The organism is Crenobacter intestini (genome assembly GCF_004919095.1).
GTDB classification, from domain to species: domain Bacteria; phylum Pseudomonadota; class Gammaproteobacteria; order Burkholderiales; family Chromobacteriaceae; genus Craterilacuibacter; species Craterilacuibacter intestini.
Genome location: NZ_STGJ01000016.1, coordinates 14686 through 38300 on the forward strand (window position 1 = coordinate 14686; position 23615 = coordinate 38300).

Here is a 23615-nt window from a genome sequence, read left to right on the forward strand (position 1 = left end):
CCGTGCAATTTAAGCGGTGATCACGCCCAGCTCGCGGCCGACGCGGGTGAATGCCTCGATGGCGCGGTCGATCTGCTCGAAGCTGTGCGCGGCGGACATCTGCGTGCGGATGCGCGCCTTGCCCTTGGGCACCACCGGGAACGAGAAGCCGACCACGTACACGCCCTCGGCGAGCAGGCGCGACGCCATTTCGCCGGCCAGGCGCGCGTCGCCCAGCATCACCGGGATGATCGGGTGTTCGCCCGGCACCAAGCTAAAGCCGGCCGCGCTCATGCCGGCGCGGAAGCGCTCGGCGTTGGCCGTAAGCTTTTCGCGCAGCGCACGGCCCTCTTCGCCCTGCAGGATCTGCAGCACCTTGACGCTGGCCGCGGTGATCGCCGGCGCCAGCGAGTTGGAGAACAGGTAGGGGCGCGAGCGCTGGCGCAGCAGCGCGACGATGGCCGCGCGGCCGGACACGTAGCCGCCGGACGCGCCGCCGAGCGCCTTGCCCAGCGTGCCGGTGTAGATGTCGACGCGGTCAGACACGCCGCACAGCTCGGGGGTGCCGGCGCCGGTGTCGCCAATGAAGCCGACCGCGTGCGAATCATCCACCATCACCAGCGCGCCGTAGCGCTCGGCCAGGTCGCAGACGGACTTGAGGTCGGCGATGATGCCGTCCATCGAGAACACGCCGTCGGTGACGATCAGCTTGAAGCGCGCGCCGGCGGCGTCGGCCGCTTGCAGTTGCGCCTCGAGGTCGGCCATGTCGTTGTTCGCGTAACGGAAGCGCTTGGCCTTGCACAGGCGCACGCCATCGATGATGGACGCGTGGTTGAGCGCGTCGGAGATCACCGCGTCTTCCTCGCCCAGCAGCGTCTCGAACACGCCGCCGTTGGCGTCGAAGCAGCTGGAATAGAGGATGGTGTCGTCGGTGCCGAGCAGGCCGGAGATGGCGCGCTCAAGGTCCTTGTGCACGGTCTGCGTGCCGCAGATGAAACGCACCGACGCACAACCGTAGCCGTAGTCGTCCAGCCCCTGCTTGGCCGCGGCGATCAGGCGCGCGTCGTCGGCGAGGCCGAGGTAGTTGTTGGCGCAGAAGTTCAGCACATGCGCGCCGTCCGCGAGCGCGACGTCGGCGCTCTGCGGGGTGGCGATCACGCGTTCGGGCTTCTCGAAGCCGTCAGCCTTGATCTGGGCGAGCGTGGCTTCGAGGTGGGCGAGGTAGGTGTGGTTCATCGTGCATCCTTGTCCAGAAGCGGCACTGTCAATGTAGGCGTCCGGTGCCGGGCACGGCGCCGAACGCTAAATACGCGAAGGCGTGAGAATACCCCCGCATCCGAATATTTGAAAGCAAGCATACTCTGGCTTAAAGTACGCCCCCTCGCGCGAAAACCTGTCCTGGATCAATACCTGACAGCGTCCAAACTGCTTCAATGCCGCAACATTTTGACAAGACACCAGCGTGTTAACCATATGTAGTGGTTAACACCCGTAGTAAGGATCTCATGCCCACCGTGATCATCAAGCGCGACGGCTGCCGCGCCCCCTTCGAGCGCGCGCGCATCGCCGACGCCGTCCTCGCCGCCAGTGCCGCCGCCGGCCACGCCGACCCCGACCTCGCCGAGGGCATCGCCCGCACGCTGCAAGCCGCGCTGGATACGCGCGCCGAAGTCGACATCCACGAAGTGCAGCAGCGCGTCGAGGACGCGCTGATGACCGTCGCGCCCGCCGTCGCGCGCCGCTATATCGAATACCGCCACGACCGCGACCTCGCCCGCGAGGCGCGCGGCCGCCTGGCGCGCGACATCGCCGGCCTGATCGAGCAGAACGACAGCGCGCTGCTCAATGAGAACGCCAACAAGGACGCCAAGGTGATCCCCACCCAGCGCGACCTGCTGGCCGGCATCGTCGCGCGCCACTACGCGCTGACCCGGCTGTTGCCGCGGGCCGTCGCCCGCGCGCACGAGGCGGGCGAGATGCACTTTCACGACCTCGACTACTCGCCGTTCTTCCCGATGTTCAACTGCATGCTGATCGACCTCGAAGGCATGCTGACGCGCGGCTTCAAGATGGGCAACGCCGAGATCGACACCCCGCGCTCGATCACCAGCGCCACCGCGGTCACCGCGCAGATCATCGCGCAGGTGGCCAGCCATATTTACGGCGGCACCACCATCAACCGCATCGACGAGGTGCTCGCGCCCTACGTCACCCTCAGCCACGCCAAGCACCGCACGGTCGCCGAGGAATGGGGCGTCGCCGACATCGACGGCTACGCGATGGCGCGCACCGAGAAGGACTGCCACGACGCGTTCCAGTCGCTCGAATACGAGGTGAACACCCTGCACACCTCGAACGGGCAGACGCCGTTCGTCACCTTCGGCTTCGGGCTGGGCGAGAGCTGGCAGGCGCGCATGATCCAGCGCGCCATCCTCGCCAACCGCATCGAGGGGCTGGGCAAGAACCGCAAGACCGCGGTGTTCCCCAAACTGGTGTTCGCGATCCGCGACGGTCTCAACCACAAGGCGGGCGACCCCAACTACGACATCAAGCAGCTGGCGCTCGAATGCGCGAGCCGCCGCATGTATCCGGACATCCTCAACTACGACGAGGTGGTGCGCGTCACCGGCTCGTTCAAGACGCCGATGGGCTGCCGCTCCTTCCTGTCGCGCTGGGAGAAGGACGGCGTCGAACAGCACGAAGGCCGCAACAACCTGGGCGTGGTCAGCCTGAACCTGCCGCGCATCGCCATCGAGGCCGCCGGCGACGAGACGCGCTTCTGGCAGTTGCTGGACGAACGTTTGGACGTCGCGCGCGAGGCGCTCAACTACCGCATCGAGCGGCTCAAGGGCGTGAAGGCGCGCGTCGCGCCCATCCTCTATATGGAAGGCGCGTGCGGCGTGCGCCTGAAGGCCGACGACGACGTCAGCGAGATCTTCAAGGACGGCCGCGCGTCGATCAGCCTGGGTTACATCGGCCTGCATGAAACCGTCAACGCGCTCTACGGCGCCGCCACCCACCTCTACGACAGCGAGGCGCTGCGCGCCAAGGCCATCGCCATCGTCGAGCGGCTGCGCGCGGCGACCGACGCGTGGAAGACCGAGACCGGCTACGGCTTCAGCCTGTACGCGACGCCTTCGGAAAACCTGTGCTCGCGCTTTTGCCGGATCGACGCGCGCGACTTCGGCGCCATCGCCGGCGTCACCGACAAGGGCTACTACACCAACAGCTTCCACCTCGACGTCGAGAAGAAGGTCAACCCCTTCGACAAGATCGACTTCGAGGCGCCGTACCCGCCCATCTCCAACGGCGGCTTCATCTGCTACGGCGAGTACCCCAACCTCAGGCACAACGTCGAGGCGCTGGAAGACGTGTGGGACTACAGCTACCGCAAGGTGCCGTACTACGGCACCAACACGCCGATCGACGAGTGCTACGACTGCGGCTTCACCGGCGAGTTTTCCTGCACCAGCAAGGGCTTCGTCTGCCCGTCTTGCGGCAACCACAACCCCTCCCGGGTGTCGGTGACCCGCCGCGTGTGCGGCTACCTGGGCAGCCCGGACGCGCGCCCGTTCAACGCGGGCAAGCAGGAAGAAGTCAAACGCCGCGTCAAGCACCTGTAAACGCGGTGCCTCGCCAGTCCCAGCGCGGGCGGGCGCGGCCTGAGGAGACCCCGTGAACTACCAGCAGTACTACCCGGTCGACGTGGTGAACGGCCCCGGCACCCGCGTGACCCTGTTCGTGTCCGGCTGCGAACACCGCTGCCGCGGCTGCTACAACGCTCTGACCTGGAAGGCCGACAGCGGCCTGCCGTTCGACGCCGAGATGGAAGACAGGGTGATCGCGGACCTTAGCGACGCCCGCATCCGCCGGCGCGGGCTGTCGCTCTCCGGCGGCGACCCGCTCTACCCGCCGAACCTTGCCGCCGTCAAACGGCTGCTCGCGCGCGTGCGCGCCGAGTGCCCGGGCAAGGACGTGTGGTGCTGGACCGGCTACACGCTGGATCAACTGACCCCCGCGCAGTGCGAAGTAGTGGCGCTCGTCGACGTGCTCATCGACGGCAAGTATGACGAGACGCAAGCCGACGCCTCTTTAGTGTGGCGCGGCAGCCGCAACCAGCTCATCCATCGGCTGAACGGGGGATGACCCGCGCGCGCAGGCAAGGTATACCCGAGCCTGGCGCCCCAACCATGACCGACAAGGACGCAATGCAAAACCGACCCAACCGCCCCGCCCTTGCCCGCCTGCTGCCGGGCCTGGCCCTGCTCTGCGCAGCGCTGTCGGCCCAGGCCGCCGCCCCCGCCTTTCCCGATGCGGCCAACAGCGACCCGGTGAAGCTCGGCTGGATGGTCGGCTCGCCGCCGCCGGCCGACAAGCAGATCCGCTTCGCCGACGGCAGCTACTACCGCTTCCCGCAACTGCGCTGGACCGTCTCGCACTTTCGCGAACTGATGCCGACCGTCGGCGTCTCGCGCGGCGTAGGTGCGCCGGGCAAGCTCAAGTACGCGCTGCGTAGCGACATCGACGCGCTGACCTTCACGCCGACGGGCGCGAGCCAGCCGATGACGTGGCAGGACTCGCTCGCTGCCAACTACACCGACGGCATCGTGGTGCTGCACAAGGGGCGCGTCGTCTACGAACGCTACTTCGGCTCGCTCACCCCCACCGGCCAGCACGGCGCGATGTCGGTGACCAAGAGCTTCGTCGGCACCCTCGCCGCCCTGCTGGCAGCCGAAGGCAAGCTCGACCCGGCGCGCAAGGTCGCCGACTACGTGCCGGAACTGGCGAAGTCCGGCTTCGGCGACGCGACAGTGCGCCAGCTAATGGACATGACCACCGGCATCCGCTTCAGCGAAAACTACGCCGACCCCAACGCCGAAGTGTGGCAGCACGCCAACGCCGGCAACCCCCTGCCCAAGCCGGCCGGTTACCAGGGCCCGCAGTCGTACTATGAGTTCCTGCCGACCATCCACGGCGAAGGCAAACACGGCGAGGCGTTCGGCTACCGCACCGCCAACACCGACGCCTTGGGCTGGGTGATCGCGCGTGCCAGCGGAAAAACCGTGCCGCAGCTGATGTCGGAGAAGATCTGGCAGAAGCTCGGTGCCGAGCAGGACGCATACATGACCGTCGATTCCACCGGCACCGCGTTTGCCGGCGGCGGCCTCAACACCGGCCTGCGCGACCTCGCCCGCTTCGGCGAGATGCTGAGGAATAACGGCGCCTACCACGGCCAGCAGGTCGTGCCGGCCGCCGCGGTGGCCGACATCCGCACCGGTGGCGACAAGGCCGCGTTCGCCAAGGCCGGCTACAGCCAGTTGCCGGGGTGGAGCTACCGCAATATGTGGTGGGTCAGCCACAACCCGCACGGCGCCTTCATGGCGCGCGGCGTGCACGGCCAGGCACTGTACATCGACCCGGCTGCGCAGATGGTCATCGCCCGCTACGCGTCCTACCCGGTCGCCAGCAACAAGGCGATCGACCCGACCTCGCTGCCGGCCTACCACGCGCTGGCGCTGCACCTGATGGGCAAGCGCTGACACGCATCATCCAGCAAATGGCCGGCATCCCGCCGGCCATTTTTTCGCCTGCGCTCCGGCCGCGCAGGCCGCGCCGGGTTTGCGTCCGCCGCGCGGGGCGGGTTGGCGGCGTCGGGTGGCTTCGCAGAAGTGGGGTGGGTTAGCTGCGTAGGGTGGGTTAGGCCGCAGGCCGTAACCCACCACCCACCAGCGGCCGAGCTCCACCAAGTCGCGGTGGGTTACGCCGCATGCTGCGGCTAACCCACCCTACCGCGCTGACACGCACCTCCATGCAAATGGCCGGCCTCACGCCGGCCATTTTTTCGCCTGTTTTCCGGCCACGCAGGCCGCATCGGGTTTTGTGTCCGCTGCGCGGACGTGTTTGGGTGCCGCTTCCGCGCGGCGAACGGGCAAGGGGCTTGTCGCGACAAGCCCCTTGCATCCCAAACGCCCCCGAAGGCTCGCGACTTCCCCGTCAACAAAGACGCTGGCGAGGCGCTGGCCAACTCGCGATTCGCTACCGTCGAATCGCTCGAACAAGGGCCAGCTTAAGACCTCGCCAGCGCCCTTGTCGCCGGCGCGAGCCTACGTGGAAGGGTGGCTGGCGCAAGAATACTGCGCATTAAAAGTCCAACCACCATGACAATCAGATTTTCTTAACAGGATTAAGTGTTAAAATCCTAAATCCTAACAAGCACATCATACCCATATGAAAAAATTCATTTCATGGATAACCGCAGGCGGAGAACGAGAACGAGCGGCAAAAGACGCAGCTGAGAAATTACAGATGAGCATGCGAACTACTGCAAAATGTCGATACAACGCCTCTAGTCGCCTTCAACGCCAAGGGAAATTTTCTTTTTTCACCACAACAGTATTGTCTTTGGGCTTAGTTTTCATACCATTAATGCAAAATGCCGAAGTGCCACTTGCATTTCAAGCAAACGTACTTAATATGATGCAAATATTTTTGGGCGTAGCCGTTCTTGTTTACTCTGTCGTAATAGGCACTGCTAGATACGACATGCGTGCCGAGCAACTAACGGAATGCGGAGATAAGTTAAAAGAACTAATTCGATCATTAGACAAAGATCGAGAATTAAGTAATGGATCAATAAGCGGTGAAAAACTAGCCACCTATCAAAAACACTACTCCGAAATAGTCACCGATGTTGAAAACCACGACAGAAACGATTATCGCTTTGCAACCCTAGAGATGGTAAACGATTATTTCATTACTGGACTCCCACGCTTAAAGCTATACACAGAAGCTCATCTCATCCGTGCATTTGGATTTACCCTGCCAATAATTTTGATGCTCATGGAAGTTATTTTTATCACAGACATGATGGGAGCAACAGAAATTCTCACTCCATATCTCAATGGAACGGCAGTAAAGGCGAAGCTCACCAACCATTCCAGCGAAGTGTCTTCCACTAGCACTGAAATCATTCAGTATGCGTAGACCAAACCTCACCCTAAGGCAGAACGAATCGATGCCTGAATATACCAGACACCTGCCATATCACACGAAGACAAGCAAAATATAAATCTGTACAAATTTTTTACACTGGGTGCTTATAAATAATTCTGCACACCATACTTTCGGAGAAAAACAATTGACCATCGACGAATTGCGGGAGGCTTTGGGTGCGTACCTGGCGCCACTGCTGTCCGCCCAAGTTTTGCCAGAAACTGTATTTTGTAGAGCCTCTAGCCCACGAGTTGCAGCACTAGACCCCACAAAGACAGCCATCAAGGCTGAGGATAGGGGTGTAGAGAGACTCGTCCTCTATCGCCAGCCTGGATTTATGCCCGAAGAGTTGACGCTTACGAAGGATTTTGTTGAAGAACTCGTCGCTATACATGACGCCACTGATCCAGACTACAGATCTGATTTATTCACTTTTCTACCCGCACGGGCAATTTCACGTCACCTAGGCGATCTTGCCGCAACAAGCCAAATATTGCGCCAATTTGAGGCTTGGTCTGCCCGCACATATGAAGGAGGAGCAATCACTTCCTCCATAGGGATTGATCCAAACGCCAACAGCCAAGAAATCTATCTCGCAGAAATATTTCAAGAAGACTTCTCGGCAGTCATAAGCAACGGATTTGACACCCTTCTAGTTGTTACTCCTGATTGTAAAATATCTGGATCAGGTCAACTTACAGCAAACCAGCTAGGTCTTGAATATGTTCCATACCGATTAAATGCAATTGCAGATTGGACCAATAATGACCGAATTGCCCTAGTATTAAATCGTCTTGGGGAGCAACTAATATTCAGAAACAAGAAGCTAATCTTTGCCAAGCGGCGTGGCGAATGGCAATACTACGCTCATGAATTGTATCTCCGCCAAATACAGCCCCCTCAAAATAGAGTTTTACGCGAAGCAATCTATCAAAGCTGTCTCGACATATCGTTTACTAGAAGCGGCGGCTGCATTATTGTAATAAAATCCGGAAAACTCGTCGAAATCAAAAGCATTGTTTCAGAGCCAGACCTGCTCTTAGGAGAAAATCCTTCCATCAAATCAAAAACAATTCGCACCATGGTGAACGAAAAATTCCAGAATCTGGATCGAAGATTGCGACAGGAACTGCTAGCTTTGGATGGCGCAATGGTTCTAGACCACCTAGGTAATATAATTGCAGTTGGCGCAATAATTAGCGTACCAGCGGGTAGCGAAGGTGGCGGCCGAACCGCTGCAGCCAAGAAGGGCAGCAGCCTCGGGCTTGGAATAAAAATCTCAGAGGACGGTGGCATCTCCGTCTACAAGGAAGAGAATAAAGTTTTCGTAGCATGACCATGACCTCATCCAGCAACACGTTGCCGGCGACCTTTGGCCCTCGACTAGTCCTTCAACGGGGCGTCGTTACAAAACCAGCGACGACATCTGTTAATTCAAAATTTATCTAGCTTCGCAGAGTCGTATACGCCGCATGCAGCCTACCTCCACCAAACCACCCCGCAGCTTAAAAAACTGCGTGGCGGTTTCGTTCAAGCCAGCAACAAGCGGATCAATAAGCCCAGCTACCCCCTGTCGTGCAGCGGTGCCTTGCCCTCGGCGGCGCGGTGTTCGTCTTCGAGGTTGTCCTCGGCGCGGTGGCCGGCCCAGTAGTCGGCGTTCTTGATGCCGAGTTTCTCGGGGTGGAACACCGGGTCCAGGCCCTGTGCGCGCTGCGCCTCGTAGTCGCGCAGCACCGCGAAGGCGGGCTTTTGCAGCAGGATGATGGCGACGATGTTCAGCCACGCCATCAGGCCGACGCCGATGTCGCCCATTGCCCACGCAAGGTCGGCCGTCTTCACCGTGCCGTACACGGTGGAGATTACCAGCGCGAGTTTCAACACGAACATCAGCCACGGGCGGTGCACCTTGCGGTTGATGTAGGCGATATTGGTCTCGGCAATGTAGTAGTAGGCGACAATGGTGGTGAAGGCGAAGAACAGCAGCGCGACGGCGACGAAGGCGGCGCCGAAGCCCGGCATGATCGACTCCATCGCGGTCTGCACGTAGCCCGGCCCCGCCGCGACGCCGGCGATGCCGGTGTAGATCGGCTCGCCGTCCGGCCCTTGCACATTGTACTGACCGGTGATCAGCAGCATGAAGGCGGTAGCCGAGCACACGAACAGGGTGTCGATATACACCGAGAACGCCTGCACCAGCCCCTGCTTGGCCGGGTGCGACACGGCGGCGGCGCTGGAGGCGTGCGGGCCGGTGCCCTGGCCGGCCTCGTTCGAGTAGATGCCACGCTTCACGCCCCACTGGATGGCGAGGCCAAGGATGGCACCGAAGCCCGCTTCCAGGCCGAACGCGCTCTTCACGATCAGCATGAACACCGCCGGCACCTGGTGGATGTTAAGCAGCAGGATCACGCAGGCGACGGTGATGTAACCCAGTGCCATGAAGGGCACCACCGCGCCGGCGAAGGTGGCGATGCGCTTGATGCCGCCGAAGATGATGAAGCCCAGCGCCATCGCCAGCACGGCGGCGGTGACGGTCGGCGCGACGCCGAACGCCTGCTCGAGGCCCGCGCCGATCGAGTTGGCCTGCACGCCGGGCAGCAACACGCCGCAGGCGAAGATGGTGACCACCGCAAACAGCCACGCGTACCACTTGATGCCCAGGCCCTTCTCGATATAGAAGGCCGGCCCGCCGCGGAACTGGCCGTCGAGCTTTTCCTTGTAGACCTGGCCGAGGGTCGACTCGACGAAGGCCGAACTCGCGCCCAGGAAGGCGACCACCCACATCCAGAACACCGCGCCCGGCCCGCCGAAGGTAATCGCGGTGGCGACCCCGGCGATGTTGCCGGTGCCGACGCGGCCGGCCAGCGTCATCGACAGCGCCTGGAACGAGGACACGCCGGCGTCCGTCCCCTTGCCGTCGAAGATCAGGCGGACCATTTCGCCGAAGTGGCGTACCTGCAGGAAGCGGCCGCGCACGCTGAAGTAAAGCCCGACGCCGAGGCACAGGTAGACCAGCGCCGGGCTCCATATGATGCCGTTGACGGCATTGACGAGTTGTTCCATGTCAGTTCTCTCTCTTGTCTGTTTTGGGTACGACCAGCCGCCCGGATGGGGAACGGACGGCGTGTGCCACGCCTTTGCACATGGCATCACGACAAAAAGATAACCTGCGCTCTATCTATTTTGCAAAGAAAAATCGCGCAAACTACTCGTTTGAGATAGAAAAATGGGGTGCGGGCTGAATCGGGCGGAAGGGTGACTGACGCAAGCATGCCGCGCATCGCCGGCCGATCCGCAAGGTGGATGGGGCCCAGACGACAAACCGCCCCGCAAGCTGCGGCTTGCGGAGCGGTTCGGGATTCTACCCGCGCGCGCGTGGGGAAGCGTCAGGCCTTGAGCAGGCGGGCGGCGTCCAACGCGAAGTAGGTGAGGATGCCGTCGGCGCCGGCGCGCTTGAAGGCGAGCAGGCTCTCCATCATGCACTTGTCGCCATCCAGCCAGCCGTTGGCGGCGGCCGCCTTGAGCATCGCGTACTCGCCCGACACCTGGTAGGCGAAGGTCGGCACGCCGAAGGTGTCCTTCACGCGGCGGATCACGTCAAGATACGGCATGCCCGGCTTGATCATCACCAGGTCCGCGCCCTCTTCCAGGTCCATCGCCACTTCCTGCACCGCCTCGTCGACGTTGGCCGGGTCCATCTGGTAGGTCTTCTTGTCGGCCTTGCCGAGGTTGCCGGCCGAGCCCACCGCATCGCGGAACGGGCCGTAGAAGCTTGACGCGTACTTGGCCGAGTAGGCGAAGAGCTTGGTATGGATGAAGCCCTCTTCTTCCAGCGCCTGGCGGATCGCGCCGATGCGCCCGTCCATCATGTCGGACGGGCCGACCATGTCGGCGCCGGCGTCGGCGTGGCACAACGCCTGCTTGACCAGTACCGCGGTGGTCTCGTCGTTGAGCACGTAGCCGGCGTCGTCGATCAGGCCGTCCTGGCCATGGATGGTGTACGGGTCGAGCGCGACGTCGGTCATCAGGCCGAGCTCGGGGAAGCGTGCCTTGAGCGCGCGCACCACGGTCGGCACCAGCCCGTCCGGGTTGTACGCCTCGGTCGCCTCGTTGTTCTTGCCGCTTTCGATCACCGGGAAGATCGACAGCATCGGCACGCCCAGCCGTACCGCTTCCTCGGCCGTATAGAGCAGGCGGTCGAGGCTCTGCCGCTTGACGCCAGGCATCGACTTCACGTCCTGTTCGCGGTTGTCGCCTTCCAGCACGAACACCGGGTAGATCAGGTCGTCCACCGTCAGCGAGTGCTCGCGCATCAGCCGGCGCGAGAAGTCGTCGCGGCGCATGCGGCGCAAGCGGGTGGCGGGGAAATAGCGGTTGGCAAAAATCATCGGCGCTTACCTTTCTTCTGTTGGGCCGGCCGGTGGCTCGGTGCGCGCATCGGGCGCGGTCTCGTCGCCGTAGCGGCGGTAGGTCCCCGGCCCCACCCCGGGCGGCAGCTCGGGGGGCGGTTCGCGCCGGGCGAGGCGCGCCAGCGTGCCGACCGCCATCACGAAGGGCGCCGCCGCCACCACGCACCAGAACCAGGTCGAATGCAGAAAATCCATGATCGCCCCCGGCAGAAAAAGAAAAACCGGGGCAAGGCCCCGGTCAGGACAGGGCAATTGTATGCCCATGCCAAGTTGGCGGCCAGCGCCGCCCGGCTTGACGCTTACTGCTGGTGCAGCGGCTGCTGGCCGGCGGCCTGGCGCTGCTCGTCTTCCAGGTTGTCCTCGGCGCGGTGGCCGGCCCAGTAGTCGGCGTTCTTGATGCCGAGCTTTTCCGGGTGGAACACCGGGTCGAGGCCCTGTGCGCGCTGTGCCTCGTAGTCGCGCAGGGCGATGAAGGCCGGCTTTTGCAGGAGCAGGATGGCGGCGATGTTCAGCCACGCCATCAGGCCGACGCCGATGTCGCCCAGGCCCCAGGCGAGGTCGGCGGTCTTCACGGTGCCGTACACGGTCGCGGCCAACAGCGCGAGTTTCAGCACGAACATCAGCCACGGGCGGTGCACCTTGCGGTTGATGTAGGCGATGTTGGTCTCGGCGATGTAGTAGTAGGCGACGATGGTGGTGAACGCGAAGAAGAACAGCGCGGTGGCGACGAACAGCGAACCGAAGCCCGGCATGATATGTTCCATCGCGGTCTGCACGTAGCCCGGGCCCGCGGCGACGCCGGCGATGCCGGTGTACAGCGCCTGGCCGTCCGGGCCCTGCACGTTGTACTGGCCGGTGATCAGCAGCATGAAGGCGGTGGCCGAGCACACGAACAGGGTGTCGATATACACCGAGAACGCCTGTACCAGGCCCTGCTTGGCCGGGTGCGACACGGCGGCAGCGCTCGATGCGTGCGGGCCGGTACCCTGGCCGGCTTCGTTCGAGTACACGCCGCGCTTCACGCCCCACTGGATGGCAAGGCCGAGGATGGCGCCGAAGCCCGCTTCCATGCCGAAGGCGCTCTTGAAGATCAGCGCGAGCACGTCAGGCAGCATGTGGATGTTCAGCGCGATGATCACGCAGGCGACGATGATGTAGCCCAGCGCCATGAACGGCACCACCAGCTCGGCGAAGCCCGCGATGCGCTTGAGGCCGCCGAAGATGATGAAGGCGAGCAGCACGGCGAGCAGCGCGGCGGTGACGTTGGGGTCGATGCCCAACGCGCCTTGCAGGCCGGCGGCGATCGAGTTCGCCTGCACGCCCGGCAGCAGCACGCCGCAGGCGAAGATGGTGACCACGGCGAATACCCACGCGTACCACTTCACGCCCAGGCCCTTCTCGATATAGAAGGCCGGGCCGCCACGGTACTGGCCGTCGAGCTTTTCCTTGTAGATCTGGCCGAGGGTCGACTCGACAAACGCCGAGCTCGCGCCCAGGAAGGCAACCATCCACATCCAGAACACGGCGCCCGGGCCACCGAAGGTGATCGCGGTGGCAACACCGGCGATGTTGCCGGTGCCGACGCGGCCGGCCAGCGTCATCGCCAGCGCCTGGAACGAAGACACGCCGGCGTCCGAGCTCTTGCCGTCGAACATCAGGCGGATCATCTCGCCGAAGTGGCGCACCTGCAGGAAGCGGCCGCGCAGGCTGAAATACAGCCCCACGCCCAGGCACAGGTAGATCAGCGCCGGGCTCCAGATCACGCCGTTGATGGCATTCACGATTTCATTCATCTGCTGTTTCTCTCTCAGTTTCCCGATCGCCCACCCCTGGGGTGGCGGCTCATGGCCGCGCCTGCCGGTGTGGGACCTCGCCCCGCCGGTTGTCGAATGGATATAGTCGACAAATCCGAATCGGTTTCAGGGCAGAAGATAGCGGTTTTTTAGCGTGAAATGCAAAGAAAATTTCATGCAGCAATGCATTTAACATTTTTCACGTCGAAGCAGAAAGAGAGCGCACAAAAGCAAAGCGGCAGCCCGCAGGCTGCCGCTTTGTAGGGAAACACCCGTATATCAGCCGAAGAAGTCCTTCAGCTTGTCCATGAACGACTTGGTGCGCGGGCTGTGCGTCGCGACGTCGCCCTGGCTGATCGCGTCGAACTCGCGCAGCAACTCCTTCTGGCGTTCGGTCAGCTTGACCGGCGTCTCGACGACCACGTGGCACATCAGGTCGCCGACCTGGCTGCCGCGCACGGCCTTGATGCCCTTGCCACGCAGGCGGTACACGCGGCCGGACTGCGTCTCCGGCGCGATCTTGACCTTGGCCATGCCGTCGAGCGTCGGGATCTCGATTTCGCCGCCAAGCGCGGCGGTCGCGAACGAGATCGGCATCTCGCAGTGCAGGTCGCTGCCGTCACGCTGGAACACCGGGTGCTGCTTGATGTGGGTGACCACGTACAGGTCGCCGGACGGGCCGCCGTTCTGGCCCGGCTCGCCCTCGCCGGAGAGGCGGATGCGGTCGCCGTCGTCGACACCGGCCGGGATCTTCACGTTCAGCGTCTTGTGCGTCTTCACCTGGCCCGCGCCGTGGCACTTCGGGCACGGGTCCTTGATTTCCTTGCCGGTGCCATGGCAGGTCGGGCAGGTCTGCTGCACCGAGAAGAAGCCCTGGCTCATGCGGACCTGGCCGTGGCCGCCGCAGGTCGAACAGGTCTTCGCCTCGGTCCCCGGCTTGGCGCCGCTGCCGTGGCAGGTGCCGCACTCTTCGTGGGTCGGGATGCGGATCTGCTTCTCGCAGCCGCGCGCCGCCTCTTCCAGCGTCAGCTCCATGTTGTAGCGCAGATCGGCACCGCGGTAGACGTTGGAGCGGCCGCCACCGCCGGCACGGCCGCCGCCGAAGATGTCGCTGAAGATGTCGGCGAAGTCGCCGAAGCCGCCGAAGCCGGCCCCGCCGCCGCCGCCCATCCCCGCTTGCGGGTCGACCCCGGCGTGACCGAACTGATCGTACGCCGAACGCTTCTGGCCGTCGGACAGGATCTCGTAAGCCTCCTTGGCTTCCTTGAACTTGTCTTCGGCTTCCTTGCTGTCCGGGTTGCGGTCCGGGTGGTACTTCATCGCCAGCTTGCGATAGGCCTTCTTGATATCGTCATCGGACGCGTCGCGGTTCACGCCGAGCACGTCGTACAAATCGCGTTTGGACATTCTCACACCATTGGGCCGGCTGTCGCCGGCGCGCTTGTTAAGCCAATACGGTCGAAGGCACAGCCACCGGTCAAGGCGCGACCGGCACTGTGCCTTCTTACTTCAGACGAAGCGGTTTACTGCTTCTTGTCCTTCACTTCCTCGAACTCAGCGTCGACCACGTTGCCGTCGTCGGCCTTGGCCGCTTCCGGCTGCGCGCCCGGCTGACCTTCGGCCTGGGTCTGCGCGTACATCATCTCGGCCAGCTTGTGCGACGCGGTCATCAGCGCCTCGGTCTTGCCTTCGATCGCTTCCTTGTCGTCACCCTTGAGCGCCTCTTCGGCTTCTTTCAGGGCTTCCTCGATCTTGGCCTTCTCGTCGGCCGGCAGCTTGTCGCCGTGCTCGGAGAGCGACTTCTTCACGCTGTGGATCATGGTGTCGGCGTGGTTGCGCGCCTGGACCAGCTCGTGCAGCTTCTTGTCTTCCTCGGCGTTCGCCTCGGCGTCCTTCACCATGCGCTGGATCTCGTCCTCGGACAGACCCGACGACGCCTGGATGGTGATCTTCGCTTCCTTGCCGGTGCCCTTGTCCTTGGCTGACACGTGCAGGATGCCGTTGGCGTCGATGTCGAAGGCGACTTCGATCTGCGGCATGCCGCGCGGCGCCGGCGGGATGTCCGACAGGTTGAACTGGCCGAGCGACTTGTTGGCGGACGCCTTCTCGCGCTCGCCCTGCAGCACGTGGATGGTCACCGCGGTCTGGTTGTCGTCGGCGGTCGAGAACACCTGCTGCGCCTTGGTCGGGATGGTGGTGTTCTTCTGGATCAGCTTGGTCATCACGCCGCCCATGGTCTCGATACCGAGCGACAGCGGGGTGACGTCGAGCAGCAGCACGTCCTTGCGGTCGCCGGAGAGCACCGAGCCCTGCAGCGCGGCGCCGACGGCGACGGCTTCGTCCGGGTTCACGTCGCGGCGCGCTTCCTTGCCGAAGAACTCCTTAACCTTCTCCTGCACCTTGGGCATGCGGCTCTGGCCGCCGACCAGGATCACGTCGGCGATGTCGGCGATCGACACGCCGGCGTCCTTCAGTGCGGTGCGGCACGGCTCGATGGTGCGCTCGACCAGGTCGTCAACCAGCGCTTCGAACTTGGCGCGGGTGATCTTCATCGCCAGGTGTTTCGGGCCGGTCGCGTCCATGGTGATGTACGGCAGGTTCACCTCGGTCTGCTGCGCGGACGACAGTTCGATCTTCGCCTTCTCGGCCGCTTCCTTCAGGCGCTGCAGTGCCATCACGTCGTTCTTCAGGTCGACGCCCTGTTCCTTCTTGAACTCGGTGACGATGTAATCAATCAGGCGCTGGTCGAAGTCTTCACCGCCCAGGAAGGTGTCGCCGTTGGTCGACAGCACTTCGAACTGGTGCTCGCCGTCAACGTCCGCGATCTCGATGATCGAGATGTCGAAAGTACCGCCACCCAGGTCGTACACGGCGATCTTGCGGTCACCTTCCTGCTTGGCGAGGCCGAAGGCCAGCGCGGCCGCGGTCGGCTCGTTGATGATGCGCTTGACGTCGAGGCCGGCGATGCGGCCGGCGTCCTTGGTCGCCTGGCGCTGGCTGTCGTTGAAGTAGGCCGGCACGGTGATCACCGCCTCGGTCACTTCTTCGCCCAGATAGTCTTCGGCGGCCTTCTTCATCTTGCGCAGCACTTCGGCGGAAATCTGCGGCGGCGCCAGTTCCTCGTCGCGCACCTTGACCCATGCGTCGCCGTTCTTGGCCTTGACGATATCGAACGGCATCAGCTCGATATCCTTCTGCACTTCCTTGTCTTCGAAGCGGTGGCCGATCAGGCGCTTGATCGCGTACAGGGTGTTCTTCGGGTTGGTCACCGCCTGGCGCTTGGCCGGGGCGCCAACCAGGATCTCGCCGTCGTCGACGTAGGCGATGATGGAAGGCGTGGTGCGCGCGCCCTCGGCATTCTCGATCACTTTCGGGTTGCCGCCTTCAACGACCGCCACGCAGGAGTTGGTGGTACCAAGGTCAATACCGATAATTTTTCCCATGTTCTTCGTCCTTTCTTGTCCTGTTATCCGGTCGCGGAGCAATTCCTGACCGGTTCATGCGTTTCAAGGTATTGGCTGAAAACCAGATTTCAAGCCCGTCTTAAAAACTCAGCCGCGCGCCTTGGCGACAACGACCATCGCCGGGCGCAGCACGCGGTCGGCGACCAGGTAGCCTTTCTGCATCACGCGCACCACGGTGCCCGGTTCGGCGTCGGACTCTTCCATGCTCATCGCCTGGTGGTGGTGCGGGTCGAGTTTCTCGCCCAGCGGGTTCACTTCGCGCACCTGCGCCTTTTCCAGGGCGCTGGCGAGCTGCTTGAGGGTCAGGTCAACGCCGAACTTCAGGTTGTCGAACTGGCCGCTCTGATCCATCAGGGCCATCTCCAGGCTGTCCTTCACCGGCAGCACTTCCTGCAGGAACTTGCTGACTGCGTACTTGTGCGCGGCAGCGACATCCTCCTGTGCACGGCGGCGCAGGTTCTCCTGCTCGGCGACGGCACGCAGGTACTGGTCCTTGAGCGCGGAGAGCTCGTGTTCGAGCGCGTCGATGCGGGCAACCGCCTCGTCCGACAGGTTGGGCAGGCCCAGCTCCTCTTCCTGCGCCTGCTGTGCGGAGGCGGCCGCGGTGGCCGTTTCCTGCTGTTCCGGGTCGAGATGGGTGGCGTTCGGGTTTTCTTGCATTTCTCTGGAACTCCTGCGGCGAAATCGCGAATGACTGAATGACCTGACGCAAGGTAGGGGTGGTCGGCCTGAATTCAAGCCCCTGCCGGACAGTTCGCGATTTGACCGGATTATTTTCGGTTTCGCTCACAGCGAGCATCAGTTTTTGCCAGCTACGTGATCGTCTTGTTAGCAATTGAAAATCATGAACTTTTTGTTTGTTGCAGCGCACACCCCGTTTGGAAATTATGTTTTAATCATGCAACAGAGGCATCCACTGCCCCGCCGCGCTGACCCCAGCGTAGAGACCGGGCAGCAGGAAAACAAAAGGCGCTGACCACGCGCCCGCCCTTCGGCCACCGCCGAAAACCATTACAAAGGTTGGCCGGCTGCAACCGGCTTTTAAATCGCATCGAGTAGAGGAACCAGAGATATGAGCACTCGCGAACAACAAATCGCCGCCCTGGAAAAAGACTGGGCTGAAAATCCGCGCTGGCAAGGCGTTAAGCGCGGCTACACCGCTGCCGACGTGGTCCGTCTGCGCGGCAGCCTGCAGCCCGAGTACACCCTGGCCCAGCGCGGCGCCAAGGTGCTGTGGGACAAGGTGAACGGCGGCGCCAAGAAAGGTTACGTGAACGCGTTCGGCGCGATCACCGCAGGCCAGGCGATGCAGCAGGCCAAGGCCGGCCTGGAAGCCGTCTACCTGTCCGGCTGGCAAGTCGCCGCCGACGGCAACACCTCCGAAACCATGTACCCGGACCAGTCGCTGTACGCGTACGATTCCGTGCCGACCATGGTTCGCCGCATCAACAACACCTTCAAGCGCGCGGACGAGATCCAGTGGTCGCGTGGCATCAACCCGGGCGACGAAGGCTTCATCGACTACTTCCTGCCGATCGTCGCCGATGCTGAAGCCGGTTTCGGCGGCGTGCTGAACGCCTTCGAACTGATGAAGAACATGATCGCCGCAGGTGCGGCCGGCGTGCACTTCGAAGACCAGCTGGCAGCCGCCAAGAAGTGCGGCCACATGGGTGGCAAGGTGCTGGTGCCGACCCGTGAAGCCGTCGAGAAGCTGATCTCCGCCCGCTTCGCCGCCGACGTGATGGGCGTGCCGACCCTGATCCTGGCCCGTACCGACGCGGAAGCTGCCAACCTGATCACCTCCGACTACGACGAGAACGACAAGCCGTTCCTGACCGGCGAGCGCACCCAGGAAGGCTTCTTCCGCGTGAAGAACGGCCTGGAGCAGTCGATCAGCCGCGGCGTCGCCTACGCGCCGTACGCCGACCTGGTGTGGTGTGAAACCGGCGTGCCGGACATCGGCTTCGCCCGCGAATTCGCGCAGGCCGTGCACGCAGCCTGCCCGGGCAAGCTCCTGAGCTACAACTGCTCGCCTTCCTTCAACTGGAAGAAGAACCTGAACGACAGCCAGATCGCTTCGTTCCAGGAAGAGCTGTCCGCACTGGGCTACAAGTACCAGTTCATCACCCTGGCCGGCATCCACGTCAACTGGTACAACACCTTCAAGTTTGCCCACGCTTACGCCCGCGGCGAAGGCATGAAGCACTACGTTGAAATGGTGCAGGAGCCGGAATTCGCAGCACGCGAGCAGGGCTACACCTTCGTGTCGCACCAGCAGGAAGTCGGCACCGGCTACTTCGACGACGTGACCACCGTGATCCAGGGTGGCTCCTCGTCGGTGAAGGCCCTGACCGGCTCGACCGAAGAAGAGCAGTTCCACTGAGACCGTGCGGGCTGACGGCCCGCACGGTCTTCCCGAACCCCCGTCCGGCTCCCGGCGGGGGTTTTCGCTTGGCAGCCCACCTCGCCGCGTATACGCGCAAAAAAAGACGGCGCCCGCAGGCGCCGCCTCTATCTTTCCTAGCTCGTGTCAGGCCGGCTGCGCGGCCTTGGACGGCGTCTCGTCGAACTGCAAGGCGACCTTGCCGTCGTCGCCGACGTCGACCGTCACCTCGCCGCCCTGGCTGAGCTTGCCGAACAACAGCTCGTCGGCCAGCGCCTTGCGGATGCAGTCCTGGATCAGGCGCGCCATCGGCCGCGCGCCCATCTGCGGGTCGAAGCCGTTTTTCGCCAGATGGCGGCGCAGCGCGTCGGTGAAGTGGATGTCGACCTTCTTCTCGTGCAGTTGCTGTTCAAGCTGCAGCAGGAACTTGTCGACCACGCGCAGGATGACTTCCTCGTTCAGCTGGCTGAACGGCACGATCGCGTCCAGACGGTTGCGGAACTCGGGACTGAACAGACGCTTGATGTCGGCCATCTCGTCGCCGGCCGCCTTGTTCGCCGTGAAGCCCAGGCTGGGCTTGGACAGCGACTCGGCGCCCGCGTTGGTCGTCATGATCAGCACCACGTTGCGGAAGTCCGCCTTGCGGCCGTTGTTGTCGGTCAACGTGCCGTGGTCCATCACCTGCAAAAGCACGTTGAAGATGTCCGGGTGCGCCTTCTCGATCTCGTCGAGCAACAATACCGCGTATGGGTGCTTGTTGATCGCCTCGGTCAGCTGGCCACCCTGTTCGAAACCGACGTACCCGGGCGGCGCGCCGATCAGGCGGCTGACCGCGTGGCGCTCCATATACTCGGACATGTCGAAGCGGATCAGCTCGACGCCGAGCACGAAGGCCAGCTGGCGCGCGACCTCGGTCTTGCCGACGCCGGTCGGCCCGGAGAACAGGAAGGAGCCGATCGGTTTTTGCGGGTTACCGAGGCCCGAGCGGGTCATCTTGATCGCGTCGGCCAGGTTCTCGATCGCCTTGTCCTGCCCGAACACCACGTTCTTGAGGTCGCGCTCGAGGTTCTTCAGCACGTTGCGGTCGTCGCTCGACACCGTCTTGGGCGGGATGCGCGCGATCTTGGCGACGATCTCCTCGATCTCGCCCTTGTTGATCACCTTCTTCTGTCGCGACTTGGGCAGGATGCGCTGTGCGGCGCCCGCCTCGTCGATCACGTCGATCGCCTTGTCCGGCAGGTGGCGGTCGTTGATGTAGCGCGCCGAAAGTTCGGCCGCCGTCTGCAGCGCCGACTGCGTGTACTTGACGCCGTGATGCTCCTCGAAACGGCTCTTCAGCCCCTTGAGGATGTCGACGGTCTGCCCGACCGAAGGCTCGTTCACGTCGATCTTCTGGAAGCGGCGCGACAGCGCGTTGTCCTTCTCGAAGATGCCGCGGTACTCGTTGTAGGTCGTCGCGCCGATGCAGCGCAGGCGCCCGCCGGACAGCGCCGGCTTGAGCAGGTTGGACGCGTCGAGCGTGCCGCCGGACGCGGCGCCGGCGCCGATCAGCGTGTGGATCTCGTCGATGAACAGGATGGCGGTCGGGTCGTCGGTCAGCTGCTTGATCACCGCCTTCAGCCGCTGCTCGAAGTCGCCGCGGTACTTGGTGCCTGCGAGCAGCGCCCCCATGTCGAGCGAATAGACGGTCGCCGACGCGAGCACGTCGGGCACCTCGTTGTTGACGATGCGACGCGCCAGGCCTTCCGCGATCGCGGTCTTGCCGACGCCGGCCTCGCCGACCAAGAGCGGGTTGTTCTTGCGGCGGCGGCAAAGGATCTGGATGGTACGCTCGAGCTCGTGCTCGCGCCCGATCAGCGGGTCGATCTTGTTCTCGCGGGCGAGCTGGTTGAGGTTCTGCGTGTAGTTCTCCAGCGCACCGCCGCTGCCTGCGGCGTCCTCGTTCTCGGCCTCGCCGTTGTTCTCGCGCGGCGTCTCGCTGCCCGGCTGCGAGCGCTGCTTGGTGATGCCGTGTGAGATGTAGTTGACCACGTCAAGGCGCGAGATGCCCTGCTGGTGCAGGTAGTACACCGCGTGCGAATCCTTCTCGCCGAAGATGGCGACCAGGATGTTGGCGCCGGTCACTTCCTTCTTGCCGGACGACTGCACATGCAGGATCGCACGCTGGATCACGCGCTGGAAACCGAGCGTGGGCTGGGTCTCCACTTCCTTGTCGCCGGGAACGACCGGCGTGTGCTCGTCGACGAAGTCGGTGAGCTGCTTCTTCAGCTGGTCGAGGTTGGCGCCACAAGCTTTGAGCACCTCGGTCGCCGACGGGTTGTCGATCATGGCCAACAGCAGGTGCTCGACACTGATGAACTCGTGCCGCTTCTGCCTTGCATCCATGAAGGCCATGTGCAAGCTGACTTCCAGTTCCTGGGCGATCATCAGTTTTCCTCCATTACGCACTGCAGCGGATGCTGGTGCGTGCGTGCAAATTGCATCACCTGCTCGACCTTGGTGGCCGCGATGTCCTGCGGGTAGACCCCGCAGATGCCGCGCCCTGCCTCGTGGACCTGCAACATGACCTGTACGGCCTTGTCGCGCTCCATATGAAAAAACGTCTCCAGCACTTCGACCACAAAATCCATCGGGGTGAAATCGTCGTTCAGCAGAACGACCTTGAACAAGGGGGGCGGCGCGGTGCGCACCCTGGACGCCTCGAGCAGGGCGTCGTCGTGGTACTGCGTTGACATGGCGGCCTTAGTATTCAGCAAGTCTTTAGTTGGATTGTGGTTCCGCAACAGTCTTTTTCAAGCCCTTGTCACCCGAAAAGAATACTCTTGACGCCATGGGCATTATTGCGTAGAAATGGCCTTGGTGCTTGGCTTATGTATTGCATTGGAATGAATCCGTTGCAGACATTCGCTTTTGTTGTTCGGCCTCACCAGCCCGTTACCGTAAGTTAAGGAAGTATAATGGCACTTGGCACCGTAAAGTGGTTCAATGATTCGAAGGGCTTCGGCTTCATCACTCCGGATGAAGGTGGCGAAGACCTGTTCGCGCACTTCTCCGCGATCAACATGCAAGGCTTCAAGACCCTGAAAGAAGGTCAGCGCGTCAGCTTCGACGTGGTGCAGGGTCCGAAGGGCAAGCAAGCTTCGAACATCCAAGCCGCTTGATTCGGCCGTCGCTGAAGCGGCCAAGGCCACTTCGCCGGATGAAAAAAACCGCCTCTCCAGGGAGGCGGTTTTTTGTTGCCCGCAAAGTTCGGGCACCCAAAAGAAACCGGCCGCCCGCAGGCGGCCGGTTGCTCCTCAAGGCAAGCCTGGCTTACATGCGGGCGATCATCGCGTCGCCGAAGGCCGAGCAGCTCACCTCGGTCGCACCGTCCATCAGGCGGGCGAAGTCGTAGGTCACCTGCTTGTCGGCAATCGCCGCTTCCATCGACTTGATCACGAGGTCAGCCGCTTCCTTCCAGCCCAGGTGACGCAGCATCATCTCAGCGGACAGGATCAGCGAACCCGGGTTGACCTTGTCGAGGCCGGCGTATTTCGGCGCAGTGCCGTGGGTCGCCTCGAAGCACGCGTACTTGTCGGAGATGTTGGCGCCCGGGGCGATGCCGATGCCGCCGACCTGCGCGGCCAGCGCGTCGGAGATGTAGTCACCGTTCAGGTTGGTGGTGGCGATCACGTCGTACTCGGCCGGACGCAGCAGGATCTGCTGCAGGAAGGCGTCGGCGATCGCGTCCTTGACGATGATCTCGCGGCCGGTCTTCGGGTTGGTGAACTTGCACCACGGGCCGCCGTCGATCAGCTCGGCGCCGAACTCTTCACGTGCGACCTGGTACGCGGTGTCGCGGAACAGGCCTTCGGTGAACTTCATGATGTTGCCCTTGTGCACGATGGTCAGCGACTTGCGGTCGTTGTCGATCGCGTACTGGATCGCGGCGCGCACCAGACGGGTAGTCCCCTCGACCGAGATCGGCTTGATGCCGATACCGGAGGTTTCCGGGAAGCGGATCTTCTTGACGCCCATCTCTTCCTGCAGGAAGGCGATCACCTTCTTGGCCGCCTCGGACTCGGCCGACCATTCGATGCCGGCGTAGATGTCTTCGGTGTTCTCGCGGAAGATGACCATATTGGTCAGTTCCGGGTTCTTCAGCGGGCTGGGCACGCCCTTGAAGTACTGGACCGGACGCACGCACTGGTAGAGGTCGAGCTCCTGGCGCAGCGCGACGTTCAGCGAGCGGATGCCGCCGCCGACCGGCGTGGTCATCGGGCCCTTGATCGAAACGGCGTACTCTTTCAGCGCGTCGAAGGTTTCCTTCGGCAGCCACTCGTCCGGGCCGTACAGGCGGGTCGATTTCTCGCCGGCGTACACTTCCATCCAGTGGATCTTCTTCTGGCCTGCGTAGGCCTTCTCGACTGCTGCGTCGATGACCTTGATCATCACCGGCGTGATGTCGACGCCGATGCCGTCACCCTCGATGAACGGGATGATCGGGTTGTTCGGGGTAGCCTGTCCGGGAACGATTTTCTGACCTGCAGCGGGAACCTTGATCAGGGATTGGGCGCTCATGCCTACTCCATCATGGGTTGGTTGCAAAATGACTCTG

18 protein-coding genes are annotated in these 23615 nt (G+C 62.8%); 7 read left to right on the forward strand and 11 right to left on the reverse strand.

The window, feature by feature from the left end:
- Nucleotides 1–9: 9 nt before the first annotated feature.
- Nucleotides 10–1215: a glycine C-acetyltransferase gene (locus E5K04_RS13200; RefSeq protein ID WP_136554877.1), complete on the reverse strand. Its 1206-nt coding sequence runs from the start codon at nt 1213–1215 to the stop codon at nt 10–12.
- A 269-nt stretch (nt 1216–1484) separates the two neighbouring features.
- Between E5K04_RS13200 and nrdD the strand changes: the two genes are divergently transcribed.
- The 5 genes from nrdD to E5K04_RS13225 all read left to right on the forward strand — a co-directional run bounded on the left by nrdD (nt 1485) and on the right by E5K04_RS13225 (nt 8308).
- Nucleotides 1485–3602 (forward strand): anaerobic ribonucleoside-triphosphate reductase, encoded by a 2118-nt coding sequence (gene nrdD, locus E5K04_RS13205; protein WP_136554879.1) that lies wholly within the window; start codon nt 1485–1487, stop codon nt 3600–3602.
- Between the two features lie 52 nt (nt 3603–3654).
- Nucleotides 3655–4125, forward strand: coding sequence for an anaerobic ribonucleoside-triphosphate reductase-activating protein (nrdG, locus tag E5K04_RS13210; RefSeq protein WP_136554881.1), 471 nt, complete (start codon nt 3655–3657; stop codon nt 4123–4125).
- A 62-nt stretch (nt 4126–4187) separates the two neighbouring features.
- Nucleotides 4188–5519 carry a serine hydrolase domain-containing protein gene (locus tag E5K04_RS13215; protein ID WP_136554883.1) on the forward strand — a complete coding sequence of 444 codons (1332 nt, stop codon included), beginning with the start codon at nt 4188–4190 and terminating at the stop codon, nt 5517–5519.
- A 688-nt stretch (nt 5520–6207) separates the two neighbouring features.
- Complete coding sequence (locus E5K04_RS13220) at nt 6208–6963, forward strand: SLATT domain-containing protein (RefSeq protein WP_136554885.1); 756 nt, start codon at nt 6208–6210, stop codon at nt 6961–6963.
- Between the two features lie 154 nt (nt 6964–7117).
- Nucleotides 7118–8308 carry a hypothetical protein gene (locus E5K04_RS13225; protein WP_136554887.1) on the forward strand — a complete coding sequence of 397 codons (1191 nt, stop codon included), beginning with the start codon at nt 7118–7120 and terminating at the stop codon, nt 8306–8308.
- A 227-nt stretch (nt 8309–8535) separates the two neighbouring features.
- Here E5K04_RS13225 and E5K04_RS13230 read toward each other — a convergent pair whose 3' ends face one another.
- The 7 genes from E5K04_RS13230 to grpE all read right to left on the reverse strand — a co-directional run bounded on the left by E5K04_RS13230 (nt 8536) and on the right by grpE (nt 17295).
- A complete protein-coding gene (locus E5K04_RS13230) occupies nt 8536–10032 on the reverse strand; it encodes an alanine/glycine:cation symporter family protein (protein ID WP_136554889.1) in 1497 nt (498 codons plus the stop codon).
- Between the two features lie 323 nt (nt 10033–10355).
- A complete protein-coding gene (gene hemB, locus E5K04_RS13235) occupies nt 10356–11357 on the reverse strand; it encodes a porphobilinogen synthase (protein WP_136554891.1) in 1002 nt (333 codons plus the stop codon).
- Between the two features lie 6 nt (nt 11358–11363).
- Complete coding sequence (locus E5K04_RS13240; RefSeq protein WP_136554893.1) at nt 11364–11573, reverse strand: hypothetical protein; 210 nt, start codon at nt 11571–11573, stop codon at nt 11364–11366.
- Between the two features lie 104 nt (nt 11574–11677).
- Nucleotides 11678–13171 carry an alanine/glycine:cation symporter family protein gene (locus E5K04_RS13245; protein WP_136554895.1) on the reverse strand — a complete coding sequence of 498 codons (1494 nt, stop codon included), beginning with the start codon at nt 13169–13171 and terminating at the stop codon, nt 11678–11680.
- 279 nt (nt 13172–13450) lie between these two features.
- On the reverse strand, nt 13451–14578 hold the full coding sequence (dnaJ, locus tag E5K04_RS13250) for a molecular chaperone DnaJ (RefSeq protein WP_136554897.1): 1128 nt from the start codon (nt 14576–14578) through the stop codon (nt 13451–13453).
- Between the two features lie 116 nt (nt 14579–14694).
- Nucleotides 14695–16614 (reverse strand): molecular chaperone DnaK, encoded by a 1920-nt coding sequence (gene dnaK, locus E5K04_RS13255; protein WP_136554899.1) that lies wholly within the window; start codon nt 16612–16614, stop codon nt 14695–14697.
- A gap of 108 nt (nt 16615–16722) precedes the next feature.
- A complete protein-coding gene (gene grpE / locus E5K04_RS13260; RefSeq protein ID WP_136554901.1) occupies nt 16723–17295 on the reverse strand; it encodes a nucleotide exchange factor GrpE in 573 nt (190 codons plus the stop codon).
- A 412-nt stretch (nt 17296–17707) separates the two neighbouring features.
- Here grpE and aceA point away from each other — a divergent pair, with 412 nt between their 5' ends.
- A complete protein-coding gene (aceA, locus tag E5K04_RS13265) occupies nt 17708–19018 on the forward strand; it encodes an isocitrate lyase (RefSeq protein ID WP_136554903.1) in 1311 nt (436 codons plus the stop codon).
- A 147-nt stretch (nt 19019–19165) separates the two neighbouring features.
- On the opposite strand, the gene clpA is transcribed toward aceA, so the two are convergent.
- Together clpA and clpS are read right to left on the reverse strand one after the other, a co-directional pair.
- On the reverse strand, nt 19166–21445 hold the full coding sequence (gene clpA, locus E5K04_RS13270) for an ATP-dependent Clp protease ATP-binding subunit ClpA (protein WP_136554905.1): 2280 nt from the start codon (nt 21443–21445) through the stop codon (nt 19166–19168).
- Nucleotides 21445–21753, reverse strand: coding sequence for an ATP-dependent Clp protease adapter ClpS (gene clpS, locus E5K04_RS13275; protein WP_136554906.1), 309 nt, complete (start codon nt 21751–21753; stop codon nt 21445–21447). The genes clpA and clpS overlap by 1 nt, the downstream gene beginning before the upstream one ends.
- Before the next feature lie 222 nt (nt 21754–21975).
- Here clpS and E5K04_RS13280 point away from each other — a divergent pair, with 222 nt between their 5' ends.
- Nucleotides 21976–22179 carry a cold-shock protein gene (locus E5K04_RS13280; RefSeq protein WP_136554908.1) on the forward strand — a complete coding sequence of 68 codons (204 nt, stop codon included), beginning with the start codon at nt 21976–21978 and terminating at the stop codon, nt 22177–22179.
- 151 nt (nt 22180–22330) lie between these two features.
- On the opposite strand, the gene icd is transcribed toward E5K04_RS13280, so the two are convergent.
- Entirely contained in the window at nt 22331–23578 is a 1248-nt protein-coding gene (gene icd, locus E5K04_RS13285; protein ID WP_136554910.1) for an NADP-dependent isocitrate dehydrogenase, read from the reverse strand.
- Nucleotides 23579–23615 lie beyond the last annotated feature (37 nt).